The sequence below is a fragment of the Pseudomonas sp. OTU750018 genome, assembly GCF_011636575.1.
GTDB lineage: Bacteria > Pseudomonadota > Gammaproteobacteria > Pseudomonadales > Pseudomonadaceae > Aquipseudomonas > Aquipseudomonas peli.
Map to the genome: position 1 here is coordinate 484,628 of NZ_JAAPAU010000003.1, position 20,414 is coordinate 505,041.

The 20,414-nt window shown below is 60.4% G+C and carries 20 protein-coding genes; 1 reads left to right on the forward strand and 19 read right to left on the reverse strand.

Annotated features, from left to right (window positions below):
• Positions 1-45 precede the first annotated feature (45 nt).
• The 19 genes from hslV to choX all read right to left on the reverse strand — a co-directional run bounded on the left by hslV (position 46) and on the right by choX (position 18,311).
• Positions 46-585, reverse strand: coding sequence for an ATP-dependent protease subunit HslV (hslV, locus tag HCI85_RS17840; protein ID WP_167146634.1), 540 nt, complete (start codon positions 583-585; stop codon positions 46-48).
• 141 nt (positions 586-726) lie between these two features.
• A complete protein-coding gene (locus tag HCI85_RS17845; RefSeq protein WP_167146637.1) occupies positions 727-1,407 on the reverse strand; it encodes an SPOR domain-containing protein in 681 nt (226 codons plus the stop codon).
• On the reverse strand, positions 1,408-3,147 hold the full coding sequence (gene argS, locus HCI85_RS17850) for an arginine--tRNA ligase (protein WP_167146640.1): 1,740 nt from the start codon (positions 3,145-3,147) through the stop codon (positions 1,408-1,410).
• 213 nt (positions 3,148-3,360) lie between these two features.
• Entirely contained in the window at positions 3,361-5,049 is a 1,689-nt protein-coding gene (gene betA, locus HCI85_RS17855; protein ID WP_167146644.1) for a choline dehydrogenase, read from the reverse strand.
• A gap of 96 nt (positions 5,050-5,145) precedes the next feature.
• Positions 5,146-6,618 (reverse strand): betaine-aldehyde dehydrogenase, encoded by a 1,473-nt coding sequence (gene betB, locus HCI85_RS17860; RefSeq protein WP_167146646.1) that lies wholly within the window; start codon positions 6,616-6,618, stop codon positions 5,146-5,148.
• Positions 6,619-6,801: 183 nt separating this feature from the next.
• Positions 6,802-7,392: a transcriptional regulator BetI gene (gene betI / locus HCI85_RS17865; protein WP_167146649.1), complete on the reverse strand. Its 591-nt coding sequence runs from the start codon at positions 7,390-7,392 to the stop codon at positions 6,802-6,804.
• A 135-nt stretch (positions 7,393-7,527) separates the two neighbouring features.
• Positions 7,528-8,217: an L-2-amino-thiazoline-4-carboxylic acid hydrolase gene (locus tag HCI85_RS17870; RefSeq protein WP_167146652.1), complete on the reverse strand. Its 690-nt coding sequence runs from the start codon at positions 8,215-8,217 to the stop codon at positions 7,528-7,530.
• 34 nt (positions 8,218-8,251) lie between these two features.
• Complete coding sequence (locus tag HCI85_RS17875) at positions 8,252-8,794, reverse strand: DinB family protein (protein ID WP_167146655.1); 543 nt, start codon at positions 8,792-8,794, stop codon at positions 8,252-8,254.
• 27 nt (positions 8,795-8,821) lie between these two features.
• Positions 8,822-9,130, reverse strand: a complete 309-nt coding sequence (locus HCI85_RS17880) for an NIPSNAP family protein (protein ID WP_167146660.1) — start codon at positions 9,128-9,130, stop codon at positions 8,822-8,824.
• 71 nt (positions 9,131-9,201) lie between these two features.
• Positions 9,202-10,170: an endonuclease/exonuclease/phosphatase family protein gene (locus tag HCI85_RS17885; protein ID WP_167146663.1), complete on the reverse strand. Its 969-nt coding sequence runs from the start codon at positions 10,168-10,170 to the stop codon at positions 9,202-9,204.
• A 29-nt stretch (positions 10,171-10,199) separates the two neighbouring features.
• Complete coding sequence (locus HCI85_RS17890; RefSeq protein WP_167146665.1) at positions 10,200-10,895, reverse strand: alpha/beta hydrolase; 696 nt, start codon at positions 10,893-10,895, stop codon at positions 10,200-10,202.
• 5 nt (positions 10,896-10,900) lie between these two features.
• Positions 10,901-11,209 (reverse strand): cupin domain-containing protein, encoded by a 309-nt coding sequence (locus HCI85_RS17895; RefSeq protein WP_167146669.1) that lies wholly within the window; start codon positions 11,207-11,209, stop codon positions 10,901-10,903.
• 40 nt (positions 11,210-11,249) lie between these two features.
• Positions 11,250-11,456, reverse strand: coding sequence for a DUF2986 domain-containing protein (locus tag HCI85_RS17900; protein ID WP_167146671.1), 207 nt, complete (start codon positions 11,454-11,456; stop codon positions 11,250-11,252).
• Between the two features lie 133 nt (positions 11,457-11,589).
• Entirely contained in the window at positions 11,590-12,306 is a 717-nt protein-coding gene (locus HCI85_RS17905; protein WP_167146674.1) for a tetratricopeptide repeat protein, read from the reverse strand.
• A gap of 282 nt (positions 12,307-12,588) precedes the next feature.
• Positions 12,589-13,449 (reverse strand): glycine betaine ABC transporter substrate-binding protein, encoded by an 861-nt coding sequence (locus HCI85_RS17910; RefSeq protein WP_167146678.1) that lies wholly within the window; start codon positions 13,447-13,449, stop codon positions 12,589-12,591.
• A gap of 206 nt (positions 13,450-13,655) precedes the next feature.
• The gene (locus HCI85_RS17915; RefSeq protein ID WP_090254948.1) at positions 13,656-14,600 is read right to left on the reverse strand and encodes a choline ABC transporter substrate-binding protein; all 945 of its coding nucleotides are present in this window, start codon (positions 14,598-14,600) and stop codon (positions 13,656-13,658) included.
• 30 nt (positions 14,601-14,630) lie between these two features.
• On the reverse strand, positions 14,631-15,512 hold the full coding sequence (locus tag HCI85_RS17920) for an ABC transporter permease (RefSeq protein ID WP_090254950.1): 882 nt from the start codon (positions 15,510-15,512) through the stop codon (positions 14,631-14,633).
• Positions 15,505-16,710: a quaternary amine ABC transporter ATP-binding protein gene (locus HCI85_RS17925; RefSeq protein ID WP_090254952.1), complete on the reverse strand. Its 1,206-nt coding sequence runs from the start codon at positions 16,708-16,710 to the stop codon at positions 15,505-15,507. The genes HCI85_RS17920 and HCI85_RS17925 overlap by 8 nt, the downstream gene beginning before the upstream one ends.
• Before the next feature lie 659 nt (positions 16,711-17,369).
• Complete coding sequence (gene choX / locus HCI85_RS17930) at positions 17,370-18,311, reverse strand: choline ABC transporter substrate-binding protein (RefSeq protein ID WP_167146681.1); 942 nt, start codon at positions 18,309-18,311, stop codon at positions 17,370-17,372.
• Between the two features lie 318 nt (positions 18,312-18,629).
• On the opposite strand from choX, the gene HCI85_RS17935 reads away from it, so the two are divergent.
• The gene (locus HCI85_RS17935) at positions 18,630-20,009 is read left to right on the forward strand and encodes an L-serine ammonia-lyase (protein ID WP_167146684.1); all 1,380 of its coding nucleotides are present in this window, start codon (positions 18,630-18,632) and stop codon (positions 20,007-20,009) included.
• Positions 20,010-20,414 lie beyond the last annotated feature (405 nt).

Sequence of the window (20,414 nt, forward strand, 5' to 3'; positions counted from 1 at the left end):
CATTCCGAGCCTGCTTTCAACGCAGCATGGCCGAGCGCAGCAGCTTTAAACGGCCGGATCGGCGCAGTCTTCTTCTTCGATAGTCAAGGTTTGGTTAGTGAAGACACAAATGGAGCCGGCAATGTTCAGCGCGGTTTCGGTGATTTCACGGGCACTCAAATCGGTTTTCTGCAGCAGGGCCATGGCTGCGGCTTGGGCGAAGCCGCCGCCGGAGCCCATGGCAATCAGGCCATGCTCGGGCTCAACCACATCGCCGTTGCCGGTGATGATCAGCGAGGCGTCCTTGTTGGCCACGGCCAGCATGGCTTCCAGGCGGCTCAGCGAGCGGTCGGTGCGCCAGTCTTTGGCCAGCTCGACGGCGGCGCGCACCAGATGGCCCTGGTGTTTTTCCAGCTGGCCTTCAAAGCGTTCAAACAGGGTAAAGGCGTCAGCGGTGGCGCCGGCAAAACCGGCCAGCACCTGGCCGTGGTACAGGCGGCGAACTTTCTTCGCGTTGCCTTTCATCACGGTATTGCCGAGGGACACCTGGCCGTCGCCGCCCATGACGACTTTGCCGTTGCGGCGCACTGAAACGATGGTGGTCAAGGGGAGAGTCTCCACGCAGCGGGGCGAAAGTGCCCAATGCCGAATGAAGTGGGGGCAGCGGCAGCCCGCTTCAAGCCCTGTAGCGCATGCTGTCCGACAAATAGTCGGCAGAGCGCGCCGCAGGGCCTGAAATCGCGCGGTTTATTGCGCCTGGCGCTGCTGTAACAACAGATTGCTGAAGCCGCTGGCGGAGAGGGTTTTCTGCGCCTGGCCGAGCTGTTCGCGGGTGGCGAAGGGGCCGACCAGCACGCGGTGCCAGGTTTCTTCGCGCACGGTGCCGGATTCCACCTGCACGCTTTGCCCGAGCAGGATGATCTGTGCGCGCAGGCTGTCGGCGTCGTCCTTGCGGCGGAACGAGCCAGCCTGAAGGAAGAACTGTGAGCTGACCGGGCCTTTGGCGACCACGGGCGGCGGTGGCGGTACCTGGCCGTTGAGTGCGGCTTCGGCACGGGCGGCGTCGATCTTCGCGGCTTCTTCCGGGCTGACCGGTTTTTGCTCCGGTGGTGCGACGGGCTCGATGCTTTGCGGCGGCAGGATCACTTCTGATTCTGGCAGCAGGGTGTAGAAGTCGTACTTGGGCTTGGCCGGCTCGCTGGTGGCGGGCTTGGCGGCGGCAGCTTTGCTGGCCTGAGTGGCCCGCTCCTGTTCGACCTTGGTGCGCTTGATCTCGTCGCGGCCCGGTTCAAGGCTGAACAGAAACACCATAAAGCCGCCGATCACCAGCCCGCAGACCAGCCAGAACCAGCCCGGCACCGGTTTTTTCGCAGGTGCCTGGTAACGGCTGGCGCCGCGTTTGGCGGCAGGTTTCTTTTTCGCCGCCACTTACATGCGCTCCAGGGTTTCCAGGCCGAGCAGTTCCAGGCCTTGCTTGAGCGTGCGCGCGGTCAGTGCTGCCAGGCGCAGGCGGCTGTTGCGCAGCGCCTCGTCCTCGGTGGAGAGGATCGGGCAGTTCTCGTAGAAGCTGGAGAACAGCCCGGCCAGGTCGTAGAGGTAAGCGCAGAGCAGGTGCGGCTCGCCCTTGTCGGCGACGCTGGCAAGCACTTCGGCGAACTGTGCGAGTTTGCCGGCCAGTTCGATTTCGTGAGCGGCCTGCAGGTCGAGGTTGCCGCCGATCTCGTCGAAACCCTTGCCCAGCTTGCGGAACACGCTGGCCACACGGGTGTAGGCGTACAGCAGATACGGCGCGGTGTTGCCCTCAAAGCTCAGCATCAGCTCGAAGTTGAAGCGGTAGTCGCTGGTGCGGTGCTTGGACAGGTCGGCGTATTTCACTGCACCGATGCCCACCGCGCGAGCGATCTGGCGCAGTTCGGCTTCGTCCAGTTCAGGGTTCTTGCCTTTGACCAGGGCGTAGGCGCGTTCTTCGGCTTCATCGAGCAGGTCGACCAGCTTCACCGTGCCGCCATCGCGGGTCTTGAACGGGCGGCCATCGGCGCCGTTCATGGTGCCGAAGCCCATATGTTCCAGCTGCATGTTGACCGGGACGAAGCCAGCCAGGCGCGCGGCAGTGAAGACCATCTGGAAGTGCAGGGCTTGGCGTTGATCGACGAAGTACAGCGCGCGATCAGCTTTCAATACATTGGCGCGGTAGCGGGTAGCTGCCAGGTCGGTGGTGGCGTACAGGTAGCCGCCGCCGGCCTTCTGCACGATCAGCGGCAGCGGATTGCCTTCGGCGTTCTTGAACTCGTCCATAAACACGCACTGGGCGCCGTCGCTTTCGCTGAGCAGGCCCTTGGCCTTGAGGTCGGCGACCACGTTGGCCAGGTCGTCGTTGTAGGCGCTCTCGCCTTTCACGTCGGCCATGGAGAGCTTCACGCCAAGGCGGTCATACAGCGCCTGGCAGTGGCTCAGGGAAATATCGTTGAAGCGGTGCCACAGGCGCAGGCATTCGGCGTCGCCGGCTTGCAGTTGCACCACCAGCTCGCGGGCACGCTCGGCGAACTCAGGAGATTCGTCGAAGCGCTTCTTCGCTGCGCGGTAGAAACCTTCCAGGTCCGCCAGCTCGCTTTCGGCGGCCTCCGGGTTTTCCTGCATAAAGGCCAGCAGCATGCCGAACTGGGTGCCCCAGTCGCCCACGTGGTTCTGACGGATCACGTCGTCGCCGAGGAACTCCAGCACCCGCGCCACGCCGTCACCGATGATGGTCGAGCGCAGGTGGCCGACGTGCATCTCTTTAGCCAGGTTGGGCGCCGACAGGTCGACCACCACGCGCTGCGCCGGGCCGGCCTTGCGCACGCCAAGCTTGGCGTCGGCCAGCAGGGCGTCCAGGCGCGCGGCCAGGGCCTGGGTGTTCTGATAGAAATTGAGGAAACCCGGGCCGGCGATCTCGACCTTGCTAATCGCAGCATCGCTCGGCAGCGCGGCGATCAGCTTCTCGGCCAGGTCGCGCGGTTTCATGCCGGCCGGCTTGGCCAGCATCATGGCGATGTTGCTGGCGAAGTCGCCGTGGGTCTTGTCCTTGGTGTTCTCCACCTGAATGGCCGGGCTCAGGCCTTCCGGCAGCACGCCGTCGGCAGTGAGGCGGGTCAGGGCTTGCTGGATCAGGTGGCGAATGCTGTCTTTCATGGTCTGCTCGGTCGGCCGTGGGGGCGGCGGCGCACAAAGGCGCTGGTTGAAAACTGCGCATTATCGACGCCCTTCGCCCGCAGCTTCAAGCAGCGTGTGGTTTCGTCGGGCTAAAGGCCGCCGCGATGGGCTGCAGATCACGCCGCGCTGGGCTTATATAGGCAAACGCCGCAGAGGCGAAACCGCTGCGGCGTCTGGGTGTGGCGGGTAGCGTTACGCGGAGCGCTGCGCCGTGCCGCGTACTGCCGCGTTGCCGGCGACGAAATACGGCGCGCTGCTGCGTGGCAGCGGGGCGCGGCCACGGATTTTGTCGGCTATCTTCTCGGCCATCATGATGGTTGGCGCATTCAGATTGCCGGTGACGATCAGCGGCATGATCGACGCATCCACCACGCGCAGGCCCTGCACGCCATGTACGCGGCCCTGGCCGTCGACCACTGCCATATCGTCTTCACCCATCTTGCAGGAACACGACGGATGGTAGGCCGTTTCTGCATGTTCGCGGATAAAGGCGTCCAGTTCGGCGTCGGTTTGCAGCTCGGCGCCGGGGCTGATCTCACGTCCGCGATAAGGATCCAGGGCGGATTGCGCCATGATTTCGCGGGTGATGCGGATGCCGTCGCGGAACTCGCGCCAGTCCTGCTCGTGCGCCATGTAGTTGAAGAGGATGCTCGGGTGCTGGCGCGGGTCCTTGGATTTGACCTGAATGCGTCCACGGCTCGGCGAGCGCATGGAGCCCATGTGCGCCTGGAAGCCATGTTCCTTCACCGCGTTGCTGCCGTTGTAGTTAATCGCCACCGGCAGGAAGTGGTATTGGATATTCGGCCATTCGAACTCGCTGCTTGAGCGGATAAAGCCGCCGGCCTCGAACTGGTTGCTGGCGCCGATGCCTTTGCCGAGGAACAGCCAATTGGCACCGATCATCGGCTGATTCCACCATTGCAGCGCCGGGTACAGCGACACCGGTTGCTTGCAGGCGTATTGCAGGTACACCTCCAGGTGATCCTGCAGGTTCTGGCCGACGCCAGGCAGGTCGTGCACCAAGGGGATGTCCAGCTCGCGCAGCAGCTCCGCCGGGCCGACGCCGGAGCGTTGCAGCACCTGCGGCGAGGCAATCGCGCCGCTACACAGCAGCACTTCGCGGCGCGCGTTGACGGTGATCGGTGTGTCGTTATCGCCCTGCAGATACGCCACGCCGCTGGCGCGTTTGCCGCTGAACAGGATGCGGTCAGTGAGGGCGTGAGTAATGATGGTCAGGTTTGGCCGTTCGCGGGCCTGGTCGAGATAACCGCGTGCGGTGCTGGAGCGGCGGCCCTTGGGCGTGACGGTACGGTCCATCGGGCCGAAGCCTTCCTGCTGGTAGCCGTTGAGGTCGTCGGTGCGCGGATAACCGGCCTGCACGCCAGCTTCGATCATTGCGTGGAACAGCGGGTTATTGCCGTTCTTCGGCGTGGTTACCGACACAGGGCCATCGCCGCCGTGGTAGGCATTGGCGCCGATATCGCGGGTTTCGGCCTTGCGGAAATACGGCAGGCAATCCAGATAGCTCCAGTCTTCCAGACCCTTTTCCTCGGCCCAGCCGTCGTAATCCATGGCGTTGCCGCGGATGTAGCACATGCCGTTGATCAGGGACGAGCCGCCCAATCCCTTGCCGCGTCCGCATTCCATGCGGCGGTTGTTCATATGCGGTTCGGGTTCGGTCAGGTAGGCCCAGTTGTAGCGCCGGCCTTGCAGTGGGAAGGCCAGGGCAGCAGGCATCTGGGTGCGGAAATCCAGGCGGTAATCCGGGCCGCCGGCTTCCAGCAGCAGCACGCTGACGTCAGCGTCTTCGCTCAGACGGGTGGCCAGCACGTTACCGGCCGAGCCGGCGCCGATGATGATGTAGTCGAATTCCTGGGGCATAAAAGCTCCTGTAGCCCGGATGCACTCCGGGGAAAACGCGGTGACTGTTCCCGGATTGCATCCGGGCTACGGGGCGGCGATCAATCTGTGGGCGGGTCAGAACACCGAGGTGTAACCGCCCAGCTCAACCTGTACCGATTTGATCCGCGTGTAGTGCGCCAGGGTGGTCAGGCCGTTTTCGCGGCCGACGCCGGATTGTTTGTAACCGCCCACCGGCATTTCCGCCGGCGACTCGCCCCAGGTGTTGATCCAGCAGATACCGGCTTCCAGCTTGTGGATCACCCGGTGTGCGCGGTTTAGGTCGCGGGTTACCACGCCGGCGGCCAGGCCGTATTCGGTGGCGTTGGCGCGGCGGATCACTTCCTCTTCGCTGTCGTAAATCAGAATGCTCATCACCGGGCCGAAGATTTCCTCGCGGACGATGGTCATGCCGTCGTTGCAGTCAGTGAACACCGTCGGCGCGACATAGGCGCCCTTGGCGTAGTCGCCCTCGGTCACGCGGTTGCCGCCGATCAGCAGGCGTGCGCCTTCGCTGCGGCCTTTTTCGATATAGCCGAGCACGCTGTCCATATGCGCCGCGCTGACCAGCGGGCCGAAGTTGGTGCTGTCATTCAGCGGGTCACCGAGGCGGATGCGTTTGACCCGCTCCAGCACCTTGGCCTCGAAGCGTGCCTGCAGCATGCGCGGCACGAACACGCGGGTGCCGTTGGTGCAGACCTGGCCGGAGCTGTAGAAGTTGGCCATCACCGCAATGTCGGCGGCGCGGTCGAGGTCGGCGTCTTCGAAGATGATCAGCGGCGACTTGCCGCCCAGCTCCATGGTCACTTCCTTGAGCGACGAGCTGGAGGCGCTGGCCATGACCTTCTTGCCGGTCACGGTGCCGCCGGTAAAGGAAATCTTCTCGATGCCCGGATGCTCGGTCAGCCACTGGCCGACCTCGCGGCCGCTGCCGGTCAGCACGTTGAACACGCCATCCGGCAGGCCGGCGGCGCTGTAGATTTCCGCCAGTTTCAATGCGCTGAGCGAAGTCACTTCGCTGGGTTTGAAGATCATAGCGTTGCCGGCGGCCAGGGCCGGCGCGGATTTCCACAGAGCGATCTGGATCGGGTAGTTCCACGCGCCGATACCGGCGACCACGCCGAGCGGCTCGCGGCGGGTGTAGACGAAACTGGTGTCGCGCAGCGGGATCTGCTCGCCTTCGATGGCCGGGATCAAGCCGGCGTAATACTCCAGCACGTCGGCGCCAGTGACGATATCGACATAGCGGGTTTCGGAGAGCGGCTTGCCGGTGTCGAGGGTTTCCAGCTCGGCCAGCTCATCGTTGCGCTCGCGCAGAATGTCCACGGCCTTGCGCAGGATGCGTGAACGCTGCATGGCGGTCATTGCCGCCCACACCTTTTGGCCCTCGGTGGCGCTGGCCACGGCCAGTTCCACGTCCGCTTTGCTGGCGCGCTGCACGCGGGCCAGTACTTCGCCGGTGGCGGGGTTGATGCTGTCGAAGGTCTCGCCGCTGCTGGCCGTTACATAGCGGCCGCCAATAAAGAGCTGCTGTTCGTCGAAGCGGGGCATGGCGCGTTCCTCGTGTGCGGTGGTCGACGCGAGCCGCCTGGCGCAGGTCGTCGGTGTAGACAATATAGACGCAAGGCTAAATTATCTTAATTGAACGATCAATCAATAAAAACGACAGGGCGCAGCCAAACACGACACGCAAGGCGTGCCGGCGGTGGCTTCGGGGTGTTTAAAAGAGGGCGGCTATTGCGCCTTGAGCAACTGCAGATCGAGGTATTCGTAGGCGATCTCAATCGCCTGGCGGGTGTCGAAACCCTCGCCGGACAGCGCCCCGCGCAGCCACAAGCCATCGATCAATGCCGCCAGTCCACGGGCCGCGCTGCGCGCCTGATCCTGCGGCAATACCCGGCTGAATTGCCCGCACAGGTTGGAATACAGGCGGTGATCGTTGACCCGCTGCAAACGCCGCAGCGCCGGCTGGTGCATGCTAGTGGCCCAGAACGCCAGCCAGGTTTTCATCGCCGGGCCGTTGACCTGGCTGTCATCGAAGTTGCCTTCAATCATCGCCCGCAGGTGTTCGCGCGGCTGGTCCGGCGGCAAGCTGGCGCGGCGTTCGCGCACGGCATCACTGAGCGCCTGCATCAGGTGGCGCATGGTGGCGTCGAGCAGGCCGTTCTTGTCACGGAAATAGTGGCTGATGATGCCGTTGGAGACCCCGGCGATCCGCGCAATATAGGCGATGCTGGCATCGCTCATGCCGACCTGATCAACCGCTTCAAGGGTCGCCGCGATCAATTGCGAGCGGCGGATTGGTTGCATTCCAACCTTGGGCATCGGCTTCTCCGTCGATAGGGGCGTTCCCGGAATGCGCGCAGTCTAGGCCGGTTATTGTTGAACGATCAATCAAACATGGCGTTCCAGGGATGACCTGTCGGTCAGGGGCATGCCGCTGCGCGAGGGCCAGCGCGGCTAGTTTCCAGCCTGATCGGCGGCGGTTTTATCGACGCCCGCGCCTTCACGGGCAACCAGCTGAACCGGCGGCACGCTAAAGCGGAAATCGCAGTAGGCCGCGCCGCCTGCAAGGGTTTGCTTACGTTGCAGCGTCACGCCCCAATTACTGGCCATGCGGTAATCCAGGCTACACGCGGCAAAGTGGGTCAGCTCTGGCGCACCCTGCTCGCGCAGGTAACTGGCCAACGGGCACACCTGCACATCAAAGGCCACGCCAGCGGCGGCGGGCAGATTGCTGCGGCGAAAAGGGCGGGTAAACACCAGGCTGAACAGCGCATCGAGTAGCCACTGGATACGCGCCTGCAAGCGGCCGCTGCGCAGGCGCGACAGCTTGAACGCCAGGGCGCTGGCCGGGGCGAAGATCTGCCAGTTGATCTGCTCAATCCACTCGCCGGCCTGCTGCTGGCCAATGCCTTGCTCCTGCAAGGCGCGGTACAGGGCGTAATCCCACTGCATATAACGCAGCAGCAGATTCACCCCCGGCGAATGGCGCACCTGCGTGCGTTGCAATTCATTTTGTATTTCCAGGGTTCTGGCCCATACCGCTGCCGCCGTGGCCGCAGGCAAACAAGCCCCCAGCTGCGCCTGCGCCGCCCGGCGAAAGGCGATGCGCGGGAGATAAACCCGCAGCAGGGCGAGTGGCTTCATCGGCTGTCGTGGCTCTGGCGGGTTGTTGAGCGCATTAGCGCGACTCAACGTCGGCAATCAGCGCCAGCAAATCGGTCACGCCGATATCCTGACCGGCCTGGTGCAGCAAGGTGCTGGCTTGGCCGCGATGGTGAGTCTGGTGATTGAAGAAATGCAGCATCAGGCTGGCGTACGGCCGCTGTGCAGGCACGCCCTTCATATTGCCGTAGGCCAGCACATGCTCCAGGTCCGGCTCGGTCAGCGCCGCTACCCAGTCGCTGATATGCCCATCCAGCCGGCCGCGCAAAGCCTGCAGCGGGGCGAAGGTATCGAATAACAGCTGATCCAGCGCCACTGGCCGTTGCAGATCGTTGATCACTTCATGCAGCTCCGTGCACGCCGGGTGCTCGGCAAAGCGCTTGAGCCAGATGATATCGGCCACCGCAATATGGTTGAGCGTGGCGAGGATGGACGGGAAAAACGCCCCGCGATCCTCACTCAGCGTCTGCGGCGACAGCTGGCCGGCAGCCGCGTAGAGCTTGTCATTCATCCACGCGTTATAGCGGGCCATCAACTGGAAGTGGGCGAGCTGGGACATGCGCTTAACTCGGCAATTAAGGATCCGTCAGGCATCAAATACCGGACGGAAGAAGGTGCGCTCGTAGCTGATGATGCACTGAGTCTCTTCCGCATATTTAAAGGCCGCCAGGCACTCGGCGTCGGCAAAGGACTTCAGCCGATACTGTTCGTACTCCGCCAGGCTGGGGAAGCTGAATATCGCCAGGCCGATATTGTTGGCCCCTTCCGAGGGTAGAAAGTAACCGTGATGCGTGCCGCCAAACTTCGCCACCAGGGCAATCCACAGCTTGCCGTAATGCTCGAATTCCTTGAGTTTGCGCGGGTCGAGCACATAGCGGATATGGCAGGTGATCATGGTGGTCCCTCAATGATTGGAATGGCTTGCTGTGCAGGTGAAGGTTGCCAGGCAAGGTAAACCTGTCGCCTTTATTTCTCTAGCGCGGGCCCCAGGTGAACCAGCACCGGCAAATGATCCGAGCCCAGCTGTGGGCCTACCTGGCGCGCCACCACCGCCCAATGCTGCGTGACCAGTACGTGGTCGATAGGCAGCCCGAGTACTCCCTGTAAGACGGCCGGCCAGGTCGCGGCCAAACCGCTGGCGCGGCGCAAACCCAATTGCGCTAGCCCGCTAAAGGCCGACGACCAAGGCGTGGCATTCAGGTCGCCGGCTAAAACCGTCGGTATGGCGCTGGCTGCGGCTTGCGTGGCCAGGGCCGCCAGCTTGGCGTTGCGTACGCTGTGATACTGCGGTGAAAGCGGCGGCATCGGGTGCAGAGCGATAATCCCGACCGGCTGGCCGTGCCACTGCAACTGCGCCTCGATATGGGCAATCCCCTGCGCATCCTCGATCACCTCGATCTGCTGCAGCGGATGGCGCGACAGCACTGCGATGCCAAAGGGGCTGTCCTGGGCAACGATGTGTTGAAAGGGGTAATCGCGCAGTGTGCGTAAGCCTTGCGCATAGGCCGGGGAAACCTCCAGCAACACCACTACATCCGGTTTTTCCTGCGCCAACCAAGTGGCTAACCCTTGCGTGTTGCGGCTATCTAGATGGACGTTGGCACTGGCTACGGCAAACACCTGGGCCTGCGGATCGCCAGTTGGCGCTGGTACGGATGCCGTTAGCCAGGGCAACGGCAGTGCCAATAGCAAAACGGCCCAGCGCTTATCACGGCAACAGGCCAACCCGGCAAACACCACGAGCCCCAACAAGAACAGCCACTGCCAATGGCTTGCCAGGTCGATCAGCCAGGCCAGCGTGCCCGCTACGCCAGCGAGCAGGTGCGAGAGCAGCGGTAGCAGCAGGCCGAGTACGCAAAGCAGCGCGAGCGTAATAACGCGTATGGCCCAAAAGGCGCTGCGGTTGGGCTTATCGGGCGGGCTAGTTGTGGTCATGTTCGATTATTCGCGCTGCCAACAACGAGTTAGGGCTCATGGCTGAAATGACCATGCTGCAGAAACTGCTTGATCTGACTGGTCACAATATCGGCACTCACCATAAACGTATGGCTGTGCGGAACAGTAATAAAGTCCTTCATCTCAGCAAGCTTTGCGCTCTCCACCGAAACCTTGCCATCGTTTGGCTCGGGTAAATCGCCTGCAAACCATGGGTCCAGGCTTTCCGTGCCGGCAACTATGCCGATCTCAAGAGGGATAGATTTAAGCTGGTTTGGCGTGCTGTCGGCTTCAGTGCCGAGCTGCTGTCCAGCTGGCCCGGTGGCCATTTTGTACCACCATCGGTCTTTCTTTTTCGTTGCCACCTCACTGCCGTGGTTGGGTGGGCCAAGCATGACCACCCGCTTGGCTTCGGCAACGACGTTGTTCTGAAAATACTGCCTGACCAAGATGCCGCCCAAAGAGTGGGTAACAAAGTGGATGCTCTGCGCGTTCGCTTTTTTACACTCAGCAATGCCATCCCCCACCACTGACGCCAGCTGTTGGATGTCTTGCTCCGTGGACGGGTAGCTGTTGTTGATGACGGTGTAATGCTCTTTGGCTAACGAGTCTTCGATTGCATTCATCGAGTAGCTGGTTCGGCCCATCCCGTGCAATAGCACCACGCACTCATTGGCCAGTGATGCCGGCGCGATAAACAACAAGAGATAAAGACTGAGGCGCATGTGGATTAACCCTGAAACCAAAATTCAACCTCATCGGTCTCGACCTCAAATAAAGCTGAGTGCTCAACGTTTGCAGGTACGTGATACCACTCGCCGACGCCAACCCTGATCGTTTGGTTATTCATGCTCAGAATCAATTCGCCGCGCGTAATTACGCCATGGTTATCGGTGTCATGGCTGTGCGGCGGGATGGAGGTGCCAGCGGGGTAGGAGGCAAATAGGACTGTGCTGTCTTTTGCCTCAAGCTTATAGGCGTCAAAGCGGCCATCGAATAAGGGCAGCTGTTTGATTCTGTTTGGGTATTGGCCTGGCATGTGTGCTGTCTTCCTTGTCGTCCATCACGGCTTATTGAATTTATGGTTGTGAAGCGTCTTTGGTTTCAGCGATTAAATCAGCCCTGGTTGGTTCGGAAGCAACGATTGAATCTTGGCTGGCTTCAGCGGCCAGCTTTAGGCGGTCGGCTTTGCTGACATAGGTTGATTTTTTCTTGGGTGCCAATTTGGCGTTGGCCTTCTTGGCGTGAGCTTCTAGTAGCTGTTTTATTTTCTTGCGGCGGTTCATGGGTTTAGGCCGGGTTGGTTAATTGGTATATACAACGAAAGTGGTTCGGGCGAGCAATCTAGCCGTGTACTGGTTCTGAGGTGATCAAGAATAACTCACTACGGCCCCTTTTGTTCTCTTTGGTTCTACCCCTTTATTCCTCAACTTTCTGATAAGTTCCTTCAGCAGAAACGTTATGGCCCAACCCGCATGATGTCCCTGATGTGCGTTCTACAGTTAATTTTGTTCCCGTGAAAGTGAATTTATATACACAGTCAGACTCGGCATCTTTTTCCTTGGTCATATCGAGGTGTGCTTCTGAATTATCAATGTTTAGCAGTGCAGAAAATGAACCAATATTTGGGCCGTAATACATTGCCATAAGGCCTGCGGAATAGCCTTCAAAGTTAAATTCGTAGCTGTCGTTCTTCTTGTTTATTGTGAATTCATTCCATAATGATTTTCCGGCGTAAAGCCAATATCTGCCTTCTGGTTTTTTGGAGTTATTTTTTATTGATGTTTCAATTTGGTCTTTCACTTTGTTGTGATTGAAAATTGATTTTTTGCTTGTGGGTTGTATGTCGAGCCATGCTTTTGCTTTTAGATATTTTCTCTCGTGAATATATGTGAGTGCGACATTGTTGTAGGCTGTGGTGATTTCTTGCTCGCTCAACTGACAGCTCTCAGACCATGCGACTTGTTGTTCATATTGCTCTCTAGCCTTTGAATATTCTTTTAGCTTGTAATGGTTGGTCCCTGCAATAGAGAAATTTTTAACTCTTAGGCAGTCAGCAGTTTCTTGTTCAATAGATATGCCGGCGCTAGCATAAGGTGCTGCGAGCATTAGAAGTATTCTAATTATATATTTCATGAACGCTTCGGTTGGTGGCTTTTTGTATAGCTATTAATTATGCGACATACCAATGTCGCGCTTTCCTGTCGCATAACGCCCACCCTATCTGCTGCATCCTGTCTATGCCCCACGCTCAATGTCGCGAAGGTGCAGAAAACGGCCAGGGTTAGGCGAAATTTTGGCTAGCCCCAACCCTATCCACCCCCATCTCCCCCTGTCTAGAACATTCTCCCTTCACCATTTCGCGCCCACAAAAAAGCGGGCCGTAGCCCGCTTTATATATAGAGGTGCAGCCTTGGCTTATTTAAGCCACTCGGCGACGCGCTCTGGGTTTTTGCTGATCCAGTCTTTGGCGGCGTCTTCCGGTTTGGCGCCGTCGCGGATGGCGAGCATAACGGCGCCGACTTCTTCACCGCTCCAGGAGAATTTCTTCAGGAAGGCAGCGGCTTCTGGGGCTTTGCTGTTGATGCTGGGGTTGGCGACGGTGTCGACGTGTTCGTCATCGCCGAAGACTTTTTTCGGGTCTTCGAGGAAGCGCAGGTTCCATTTGGCGAACATCCAGTGTGGGATCCAGCCGGTGACGACAATGGCTTTCTTGTCCTTCTCGGCACGGGTCAGGGCGGTGGCCATCCCTGGGCCGGAGCTTGGCATTAGTTTGATGTCGGTGAGGGCGTATTCCTTGATGGCTTCTTCAGCGCGGCGCATTACGCCGGCGCCAGCGTCGATGCCGGTGATTTTGCCGTCGAAGTCTTTGGCGTAGGTTTGCAGGTCGGCGATGGTTTTGGCTTGTACGTAGTCAGGTACGATCAGGCCGATTTTGGCGCCAGCGTAGTTGGTACCGAGCACTTCGACCTTGTCTTTGAGTTTTGCAAAGTATTCGCCGTGGGTGGCGGGCAGCCAGGCGGAGAGGGTGGCGTCGAGGTCACCACGGGCTACGCCCTGCCACATGATGGCGGGTTCTACAGGCTTCAGCTCGACGGTGTAACCGAGTTTGCTCTGGAGGATTTCACCCGCTACGTGGGTGGCGGCGACGCTGTCGTCCCAACCGTTTACGTAGCCGATTTTCAGGGTGGCTTTGTCCGCCGCCATGGCGCTGCTCATGCCGATGGCCAGGGCGGCGACGCCGAGGCTTTGCAGGCAGAGGTTCTTCAGGTTTCGCATAGGGTGTGCTCCGTCAGTGAGAGTGGCAGTTCAGTGAGTTACTGGCGCGTTCTTCTTGCGGGCCTAGCTGGGTCGTACGGTATTGCGTGTTAAATCCGGGGTGCAGCAAACCCGGCGATGGCCGTGTGGCCTCGCGGGTGTGGTGCTGATTCAGGTGCTTGAACTAACCGCGCCGCCCGCAGGTAAAGGAGGCGGCGCGTTGTGGCTTACAGGCCGAGGTGTTTTTTCACCGCTGCAACGCCGTCCTGGCCGTCGTAGGTGGTAACGCCGGCCAGCCACTGGTCGAGGATCGCCGGGTTGGCTTTGATCCACTCTTTGGCGACTTCGGTCGGGTTCTGTTTATCCAGGACCTTTTCCATCAGCTGGCTTTCGATTTCCACGGTGAACTGTAGGTTGTTCAGCAGTTTGCCGACGTTGGCGCAGCGTGCTTCGTAATCTGGCGGCACGACGGTGTAGACCTTGGCGGCGCCGAAGTCAGGGCCGAATACGTCATCGCCGCCTTCCAGGTAGGTGATGTCGAACTGGGTGTTCATCGGGTGCGGTGCCCAGCCGAGGAACACGGCGGGTTCATTCTTCTTCACCGCGCGTTGCAGCTGTACCAGCATGCCGGCTTCGCTGGACTCGACCATTTTGAATTCGCCGAGGCCGAACTGGTTGCTCTTGATCATGCCGTCGATCAGCAGGTTACCGTCGTTGCCGGGCTCGATGCCGAAGATCTTGCCGCCCAGCTGGTCCTTGAACTTGGCGATGTCGGCAAAGCTTTTCAGCCCGGCTTCAGCGGCGTAGGTCGGGACGGCGAGGGTGTACTTGGCACCTTCAAGGTTGGCTTTGGGCAGTACTTTGACGCCGCCATCCTTGGTGAAGGGTTCGATCACAGCGTCCATCGAGGGCGCCCAGTAACCGAGGAATACGTCGATCTGGCCTTTCTGCACGCCGGTAAAGGCGATGGGTACGGAGGCCATGATTTTGCGCGTCTGGTAGCCCAGGCCTTCGCTGAGGGTCATGGCCACGCCAGTGGTGGCGGCGATGTCGGCCCAGCCGATTTCGGCGAAGCGCACCATTTTGCAACTCTCCGGCTCTTGCGCCCAGGCGCTCTGCAGCATGGCCACGGAGAGCAGGCCGACACCTGCGAGCTGTTTAATCGTCTTCATCTGCGATTCCCTGTGATGGTTAAATTTAGATTACTGGCGTTGAAGCTTGCCGCTGAACCAACTGAACAGACTGCTGCGCTTGGCGGTTTGTGGGGTGCCGAAGCTTTCGGTGATGCGGTCGAGAATGATCGCCAGCAACACCACGGCCATGCCGCTTTCGAAACCAAGGCCGATGTCCAGGCGCTGAATACTCGCCAGTACGTCGTTACCCAGGCCGCCGGCGCCGACCATCGAGGCAATGATCACCATCGACAGGGCCATCATGATGGTCTGGTTGACCCCGGCCATGATCGACGGCATGGCGTTCGGCAGCTGCACTTTGAACAGTAGCTGACGCGGCGTGCAGCCGAAGGATTGGCCGGCTTCGATGATCTCTTTATTCACCTGGCGGATGCCGAGGTTGGTCAAGCGCACCGCCGGGGGCATGGCGAAGATCACCGTGGCGATGATCCCCGGCACACGGCCGAGGCCGAAGAGCATGGCGGCGGGAATCAGGTAAACGAACGCCGGCATGGTCTGCATAAAGTCGAGAATCGGCCGGATGATGGTCGCTACCCGCTCGCTGCGCGCGGCCCATATGCCGAGGGGAATGCCGAGTAGCAGGCTGATCAGCGTGGCCGAGAAGGTCAGGCCGAGGGTTACCACGGTCTGTTCCCAGAAGCCGGTGAGTACGATCAGTACGAAGGAGATAGCGGTGAAGATGGCGAACTTGTAGCCGATGCGCCACAGGCCGAGGCCGATAAAGATGGCAATCAGCAGCCAGGCCGGTGGCAGCATCAGCAGCCATTCGATGCCTTCGGAGAAGCCGTTGACCACGGCGCCGATGCTGTCGAAGCCATCGCTGTAGTTGTCCAGCAGGTGCTGTACCACGTCATTGACCCAGCTGCCCAGGTCGAGCTGTTTCTCACTCATGGGACTCTCCCTGCAGGCGGGTCAACAGGCGACCTTTACTGATTGCGCCGCTGTAGTGGCCGTGCGCGTCAATCACCGGAATCGGTCCTTCGTTGTCCACCAGGCGTTCAATCACCTGATCCAGCGGGGTGCCTTCGGAAACAGGGTTGATATGCTTGAGCACGTTCGCGTCAAGGCTGCATGTCGCGCCGCCTTCGACGAGTAGGGCGATTTTTTCCAGGCTGATAGAGCCCTGGAAGTTGTTCTGCTCGTCGACGACAAAGGCGTAGTGCTTGTCCAGCGCCTGCAGCTCCTGGCAGACCTTCTGCGCATCCGGCGCTTTGCCGTTGTGCACGTAGATCGGCACGCTGTTGGCCATCAGCTGGCCGGCGGTGAGGTAGCGGTTGGTGTCGACGGTGTTGAAGAAGTTACGCACGTAATCGTTGGCGGGGTTGTCGATCAGCTCCTGCGGGGTGCCGACCTGAACCAGTTTGCCGCCTTCCATGATGCCGATGCGGGTGCCGATGCGCATGGCTTCTTCGATGTCGTGGGAGACGAAGATGATGGTGCGGCGGTCGGTCTTTTGCAGCTCCAGCAGCACGTCTTGCATCTCACGGCGCTTGAGCGGGTCGAGGGCAGAAAACGCCTCGTCCATGATGATCATTGACGGGTCAACCGCCAGGGCGCGGGCCAGGCCGACGCGCTGCTGCATGCCGCCGGACAGCTCATGCGGCATCTTGTGCGCAAAGGTGTCCAGGCCAACCTGCTTGAGTACTTGCATGGCGCGCTCTTCGCGCACCTTCTTACTCTTGCCGGCCACTTCCAGGCCGAAGGCGGCGTTGTCCAGCACGCTGCGTGAAGGCATCAGGGCGAAGGACTGAAAGACCATGCTCATGTCGCGGCGGCGCAGATCGATCAGCTCCGCCTTGGGCATCTTGGCGACGTTCTGCCCGTCGATGTAGACGTTGCCGCCGCTGGGTTCAACCAGGCGGTTGATCAGGCGGATCAGGGTGGATTTGCCGGAGCCGGAGAGGCCCATCAGCACGAAAATTTCACCTTCCTCGACGCTGAAGGACACGTCGCTGACGCCGATTACCGCGCCTTTCTCCGCAAGAATTCGTTCCTTGCTCCAGCCCTGTTTGAGCAGGTCAATGGCTTCTTGTGGCTCTGCGCCGAACACCTTGTAGAGGTTTTCGACGACGATTTTTCCAGACTGCATGGGATGATTCCCCTTCAGTAGACATCCAGATCAGTGCTGCGGAACCGCGCCTACGCCAGCTGGCGTACGTACGGTGATGCCGACTGTTCTTGCCTGTGTGGGTTTACTGGGTTCCGGGGTCGGGGCCGTGCCTTGCCGCGCAACACATTCAGGGAGCTCAGGCACAACCGCTGCAACGCTCCGGTTGCCTTGTGGGCAATGGACGCTATGGGGGCGTACTGTTGAGTCAACCTTGCTGTGCCGTGCTGCAAACCGCGTTCCAAACCCTCTGGCAGTGTTACGAAGTCCCATCCTTGGGTTTTACACACCTCGACCCGAGGCGCGCGTACATCCGAAATTTCTTGTTGGGCTGGCACCCATCACGTGGTGAGCCAGCACTTATATATTCTTCGGTCCGGGGCTGTGGGCGCCCGGTCTGTCGACCCTGCTAAGGCGACAGCGACGAAATCGGCTGACTCAACGATATAGTCTTCGGCCTGTCGCAATTGTCGGTTTGCGACTCTGACGTGTTGCGCGGCGACAGACGCTTTAAAAACCATAACAGACTTGTTTGTTCCGTTGCCAAGGCTGCAAGCCACAGCGGCCGTGGTTTGCAGCGTTTCAAATGGCCACAGGCACTGTGCGCTGGGGGCTGCGCGCTGTTCGGAAAAAATGACAAATTAATTTCCACTGGCGAGGTTTTCGGCGGTTTTTATTGATTGACCGTTCAATCGTGTGACGCCTTCCAGCCAGCTCGCCCGCGTCTGCGGATTAGCCTTCAACCAGGCTTTGGCCTCGCGTCGCGGGTTGGTGTTTTTGTTGAGGATGGCGCCCATCAGGTAGCTCTCCATCTCCAGGCTGAAGCGCAGATTTTTCAGCAGTTGGGTGACATTCGGGCACTGCTCGGCCAGGCCTGCGCGCACGTTGGTATACACAGTTGCGCCGCCGTAGTTGGGGCCGAAGAACTCATCACCGCCGTCCAGATAATGCATCTGCAACTGGTTGTTCATCGGGTGCGGCGCCCAGCCGAGAAATACCACCCACTGTTTGAGGTGCTCGGCGCGTTTGACCTGGGCCAGCATGCCGTTCTCGCTGGACTCCACCAGGCTGAACCCGGCCAGGCCGAAGGCGTTCTTGTCGATCATTGACTGGATCAGCTTATTGCCATCGTTGCCCGGTTCGATTCCGTAGAGTTTGCCGCCCAGTTCTTTACTGAAGCGCGCGAGATCGGCGAAGTTTTTCACGCCGCCGTCATACGCCGCCTGGTTCACCGCCAGGGTGTATTTGGCACCGATGAGGTTGGCGCCGAGGGTCTTTACCGAGCCGTTGGCGGCGTAGGGTTTGATGTCGTTTTCCATGCTCGGCATCCAGTTGCCGAGGAACACGTCGATCTTGCCGTCCTGCATGGCTTTGTAGGTGTCGGGCACGGACAAGCGTTTGACCTGGGTGCGGTAGCCCAATTCACTGAATACCTGCCGCGTGACGGCGGTGGTCACGGTGATGTCAGTCCAACCGACATCGGCAAAGCGAATCAGCCCGCATTGCGCCGGCTCTGCGGCCTGGGCCAGCAGCGGGGTGGTGCAGAAGGTGGCGGCCAGCAGCCAGCGTTTGTTGCGTGTCATCAAGCCTCTCCCGGTTGCAGTGACAGGGCGCGCGTACAAGCGCGCAGTCGGGCCACGGGTGGCAGGCGAATGCAGCTGGCCGGTCCATGGGCGCGGCGATCATGCCGACAGATTTCCTTCGCTGCCTATGCGTGAAGTCGCAAGTAGAACGCTGCTGTCGTGAATTGCTGCAGCGGCGCTTGAAACTGCGTGCTGTCGCACACGTCGCGTTCGTTTGCGGCGCTGACGGATTTAGATATGGGCGGGTCGGTGTGGAGCGGCGGTAGCGTGGGGAAATCCTGATCATGCCTGCATGTAGCAATCGTGCAGGAGAGTGGTGTGGCTATCAGCGTGTTTGACCTGTTCAAGATCGGCATTGGGCCGTCCAGTTCGCATACCGTCGGACCGATGCGTGCAGCGGCGCTGTTCAGCGGCGCATTGGCCGAGCGGCGTTTGCTGGAACGTACAGCGCGGTTGCAGGTGCGTCTGTACGGTTCGCTATCGGCCACCGGTGTTGGCCACGGCAGCGACCGTGCGGTGATCATGGGGCTGATGGGCGAATGGCCGGATCAGGTCGACCCGAGCAGCATCGAACCGCGTATCGCGCAGCTGCTGGCCAGCGGGCAGTTGCCGCTCGGTGGGCGGGTCAGCATCGGCTTCGACTGGTCGCGCGACATGCTGCTGCTGGAAGAAAACCTGCCGTATCACCCCAACGCCATGACCCTCAGTGCGTTTGCCGCCGATGGCAGCCTGCTGCACGAAAACACCTATTACTCGGTGGGCGGCGGTTTTGTCGTGGACGCCGAGCAGGCCGCCAGTGGTCAGCTGGATCAGGATCACACGCAGCTGCCGTATGACTTCAATAGCGCGGAGGAGCTGCTAAGCCTGTGCAAGGCTCATGGCCTGCGGGTTTCCGAGCTGATGATGGCTAACGAGAAAGCCTGGCGCAGCGAAGCCGAAATCCGCAGCGGCCTGATGCGCCTGTGGCAGGCCATGCGCGAGTGCGTCGAGCAGGGTTTGCAGCACGAGGGCATTTTGCCCGGTGGGCTGAATGTGAAGCGCCGCGCCGCCAAGCTGCACCGCAGCCTGCAGGAAATGAGCAAGCCCAACGTGATCGGCTCGACCCTCAGTGGCATGGAGTGGGTCAACCTGTTCGCCCTGGCGGTGAATGAGGAAAACGCCGCCGGCGGGCGCATGGTCACAGCGCCGACCAATGGTGCGGCGGGAATCATCCCGGCTGTGCTGCATTACTACGTGCGCTTCAGCCCGGCGGTGACTGAGGCCAATGTGGTGGATTACCTGCTGGCCGCTGCCGCCATCGGCATTCTGTGCAAGAAGAACGCGTCGATCTCCGGGGCTGAGGTCGGTTGTCAGGGTGAGGTCGGTTCGGCCTGCGCCATGGCCGCTGCAGGGCTGGCGGAGATTCTCGGGGCCACCCCTGGTCAGGTGGAAAACGCCGCCGAAATCGGTCTGGAACATAACCTAGGTCTGACCTGTGACCCGGTCGGTGGCCTGGTGCAAGTGCCGTGCATCGAGCGCAACGCGATTGCTGCAGTGAAGGCGATCAACGCGGCGCAGATGGCCCTGCGTGGCGACGGCGAGCACTTTATCTCACTGGACCGGGTGATCCGCACCATGCGCGACACCGGCGCCGATATGCATGACAAGTACAAGGAAACCTCGCGCGGCGGGTTGGCCGTTAGCGCTGTTGAATGCTGATGCGCACGTTCAGATCTGCGTGCACATTTGTGGTGCGTGGTTGTTCGGCACAGTGGCAAAGGGCAGCGCAACGCTGCTGAATATGGCCTGCCCGTTGGTCCGTTACCGCGCCGTTTTTACCCTGCGTAGCGGGGTGACAAAGCACTTGCCTGGCAGTGCTACCGAAATGCTCAAGCGCCCGTCGAATGGGCGTTTGCGGTCGTAATCAGAATGCTTCTGTCGCTCCTGCCAACGCCTAGTGTCACTAGCGTTGGGCCGATCCCTCTGTTTTTAATTGAACGCCCAATCAATTTAGGCACGGCCTTTGCGTTGTGCTGATGGTCGATCTGGCGTTGTGCAGTCCCAGAACCATAAAAAGAGCCACCGCATAGAGGGGCTCACTACCGTGCTTTGCTTCGCGTGAGG